3 protein-coding genes are annotated in these 3,759 nt (G+C 72.7%); 1 reads left to right on the plus strand and 2 read right to left on the minus strand.

Annotation, left to right across the window (positions count from 1 at the left end; all coding sequences use genetic code 11):
• Window positions 1-211: 211 nt before the first annotated feature.
• Both ACWGH4_RS32725 and ACWGH4_RS32730 read right to left on the minus strand, forming a co-directional pair.
• Window positions 212-991: an SDR family NAD(P)-dependent oxidoreductase gene (locus ACWGH4_RS32725; RefSeq protein ID WP_453467245.1), complete on the minus strand. Its 780-nt coding sequence runs from the start codon at window positions 989-991 to the stop codon at window positions 212-214.
• Entirely contained in the window at window positions 988-2,307 is a 1,320-nt protein-coding gene (locus ACWGH4_RS32730; protein ID WP_453467247.1) for an enolase C-terminal domain-like protein, read from the minus strand. The genes ACWGH4_RS32725 and ACWGH4_RS32730 overlap by 4 nt, the downstream gene beginning before the upstream one ends.
• A 255-nt stretch (window positions 2,308-2,562) precedes the next feature.
• Between ACWGH4_RS32730 and ACWGH4_RS32735 the strand changes: the two genes are divergently transcribed.
• Window positions 2,563-3,720 carry a PAC2 family protein gene (locus tag ACWGH4_RS32735; RefSeq protein WP_453467249.1) on the plus strand — a complete coding sequence of 386 codons (1,158 nt, stop codon included), beginning with the start codon at window positions 2,563-2,565 and terminating at the stop codon, window positions 3,718-3,720.
• Window positions 3,721-3,759: the final 39 nt, after the last annotated feature.

Genomic DNA, 3,759 nt, shown 5'->3' on the forward strand with positions numbered 1-3,759 from the left:
CCCCCGGACCCCCGCGCCTCAAACTCCCCCTACGGCCTGCCGGCCGTGGGAGGCGCCCCCAGCGAGGCTGACAAAGTCAGCCCGCCCGGCGCTTGAGGGCACCGCGCGAAGCGCGGTACGCCGCCCGCAGGGCGGTGCTGGGCCCGAGGCCTGCCCCGGTTTCGGGAAGGGGCGGGGTGTGGGAACAGCCCCGCGCAGCGGATGGCCGGGGCTACCGCGGCGCGCGCACCCGCAGGCCCTGCATCCCGCCGTCGACCGCGAGAGCGGTCCCCGTCACCGCCCCAGCCGCCGGACTCGCGAGGTACGCGACCGCCGCGGCCACCTCGTCGGCCCGGACGAGCCGCCCCGTCGGCTGGCGGGCCTCGAGGGCGGCACGCTCGGCGACAGGGTCCTCCGCCCGGTCCAGCAGGCGGGCGACCCACGGCGTGTCCGCGGTGCCGGGGTTGACGCAGTTGACGCGGATGCCCTCCCGGACGTGGTCGGCCGCCATCGCGAGGGTCAGCGAGAGGACCGCGCCCTTGCTCGCGCTGTAGAGGGCGCGCTGGGGCAGGCCGGCCGTGGCGGCGATGGAGCAGGTGTGGGTGAGGGAGACGGATCCGGACGCCGCGGCCCTCGCCGTGCGGCGCAGATGCGGCAGGGCGTGGCGGGCGACCCGGACCATCCCGATGACGTTGGTGTCGAGGACACGCCGCCATTCGTCGTCGTCGTTGTCGGCCACGGTGCCGATCGCGCCGACGCCCGCGTTGGAGACCACGGTGTGCAGCGCGCCGAACTCGGCGGCGGCCGCGTCCACCGCGGCGGCCACGGCGGCGTCGTCGGTGACGTCGGCCCGGAGTGCGAGCGTGCCCGCCGGCGCTCCCCGGGTCTCCCGGTCCAGGACGGCGACACGTGCCCCGCGGGCGAGGAGCAGCGCGGCGACGGCGGCCCCGATGCCGGAGGCGCCGCCGGTGACCAGTGCCGCCATGCCCTCGAAGTCCTTTGATCCGGTCATGAGCCTGCCTCCTCGACGGTGGGCCGGGCCTGCCGGACGGGCCCGTTCCGACAGCTGTGGGCGGCGATCGAACCAGGGAGCATCCGGGCGGAGAAGCCCGGCGCGTCCGGTGCCGCGTAACGGCCGTCCACGATCACGGCCGGGTCCGCGAAGTGTTCGTGGAGGTGGTCCACGTACTCGATGACGCGGTCGTCCCAGCTGCCGGAGACGGCCACGAAGTCGAACATGGCGAGATGCTGGACGAGTTCGCACAGCCCCACGCCGCCGGCGTGCGGGCAGACGGGGACGCCGTACTTGGCGGCGAGCAGCAGGATGGCGATGTTCTCGTTGACGCCGGCGACCCGTGCGGCGTCGATCTGGACGTAGTCGACGGCCTGGGCCTGGAGAAGCTGTTTGAACACGACGCGGTTGGCGGCGTGTTCGCCGGTGGCGACCTTCACGGGCTGGCCCGCACGGACGGCGGCGTGGCCGAGTACGTCGTCGGGGCAGGTGGGTTCCTCGATCCAGTGCGGTTCGTACGGCGCCAGCGCGGTCATCCAGCGCACGGCTTCCGCGACGTCCCAGCGCTGGTTGGCGTCGAGGGCGATGCGTACGGAGGGGCCTACGGCGGCGCGGGCGAGTTTCATCCGCCGGATGTCGTCGTCGATGTCCAGGCCGACCTTCAGCTTGATCTGCCGGAATCCGTCGGCGACGGCCTCCTCCGCGAGCCGGACGAGCTTCTCGTCGGAGTAGCCGAGCCACCCGGGCGAGGTGGTGTACGCGGGGTAGCCCCGTTCCCTCAGCAGCGCGGCCCGCTCCGCTCTGCCCGGCTCCGCGGCGCGCAGGATGGCGAGAGCCTCCTGTCGGGTGAGCGCGTCCGTCAGGTAACGGAAGTCGACCAGTGAGACGAGTTCTTCCGGGGTCATGGAGGCCAGGAACTCCCATACCGGTCTGCCTGCCCGGGTGGCCGCCATGTCCCATGCGGCGTTGACGACGGCGCCGGCCGCCATGTGGATGACGCCCTTCTCCGGTCCGAGCCAGCGCAGTTGGGAGTCATGCGTGAGGTCGTGGTGAAGTGCGGCGAGGTCCGCGGCGCGGGTGGGGGCGGGACGGCCCACGACGTAGGGACGCAGCGCCTCGATCGCGGCGGCGACGATGTCGTTGCCGCGGCCGATGGTGAAGCAGAAGCCGTGGCCCTCGCTCCCGTCGTCGGCGCGCAGCACGAGGTAGGCGGCGGAGTAGTCCGGGTCCGGGTTCATGGCGTCGGAGCCGTCGAGCTGCTGCGACGTGGGGAAGCGGATGTCGTGGACCTCGAACTCCGTGACGGTCTGGCTCATGCACGCACCCCCGGTGAGATGAACATCGGACCTCTCCTGGACATCCGATGTATAGCGCCGCCCGCTCCCCTCGGTCCAGCGAGTCGTCGAATTTCACCCGCACAGCTCGGATGAATCCGCCGCCACGCTGCTCCGTGGTCGCCGTATGCCCGACGCCTACCACGTTCACCCGGCCGTGCACGGGGGCTGCGGCGGGGGCCGCGGAAAGCCGTAAGGTTGGGGCGTAAGAAAGGGAACTTCGGAAGGAGGCACTGGGTGATCGAGCTCGAGGGGATGCCCGAGCTGATCGACCCGGTCATGGTGGCCGCGTTCGAGGGCTGGAACGACGCCGGCGACGCCGCCTCCACCGCGGTCGCTCACCTGGACCGGGAATGGAAGGGCGAGGTGTTCGCGGCGCTCGACGCCGAGGACTACTACGACTTCCAGGTCAACCGGCCCACGGTGTGGCTGGACGGCGGGGTACGCAAGATCACCTGGCCGACCACCCGGCTCTCCGTGGTCCGCGTCGGCGGCGACAAACCCCGGGACCTCGTGCTGGTCCGCGGTATCGAACCCTCCATGCGCTGGCGTTCGTTCTGCAACGAGATCCTGGGCTTCGCCCATGAACTGGGCGTGGAGATGGTGGTGATCCTGGGCGCGCTGCTCGGCGACACCCCGCACACCAGGCCGGTACCGGTCAGCGGGATCACGTCCGACGCGGACCTGGCGAGAACGATGGATCTCGAGGAGACCCGGTACGAGGGGCCGACCGGAATCGTCGGCATCCTCCAGGAGGCCTGCACCCATGCCGGTGTGCCGGCGGTGAGCCTGTGGGCCGCTGTCCCGCACTACGTCTCACAGCCGCCCAACCCGAAGGCGACGCTCGCGCTGCTCAACCGGCTGGAGGACCTCATCGGCCTCCGTATCCCGCTGGGTGAGCTGGCCGAGGACGCCCGGGCCTGGCAGCTCGGCGTCGATCAACTGGCCGCGGAGGACAGCGAGGTGGCCGAGTACGTCCAGACGCTGGAGGAGGCGCGCGACACCGCGGAGCTGCCGGAGGCCTCGGGCGAAGCCATCGCCCGCGAGTTCGAGCGGTATCTGCGCCGGCGCGACAGCGGAGGTCCCGGCGGTCACGCGACGGACGGCGGCGAGGGCACCTATCTGCGCGACCCGGCGGGCGGGCGCCCCAAGCCGCCGATGCCGCCGCGCCCCGAACCGGAGTCCGGTTCCCCGACGGACGCGGACCGCTCCGGCGGCACGAGCGGGTCCGGCGGCGACGAGGAGCAGGACGGACCCCCGGCGGGCGACGAGGGGACCGGCGGCCCGGCCGGCGAGCAGGCCGACGGCGGCCGGAACGACCGTGACGAGGGCGAAGGCGGAGACCGTAACGACCGCGATGAAGGCGAAGGCGGCGGCGAGCGGCCGGAGTCGTAGTCGGTGGCGGGGACCGAGCGGTACGGAGCGGGGTGGCAC

It is taken from the genome of Streptomyces sp. NPDC054847 (assembly GCF_053610925.1).

Bases quoted from the DNA above. Each gene is read 5' to 3' on its own strand.
- ACWGH4_RS32725 (WP_453467245.1), bottom strand. From the start codon at position 991: ATGACCGGATCAAAGGACTTCGAGGGCATGGCGGCACTGGTCACCGGC.
- ACWGH4_RS32730 (WP_453467247.1), bottom strand. From the start codon at position 2,307: ATGAGCCAGACCGTCACGGAGTTCGAGGTCCACGACATCCGCTTCCCC.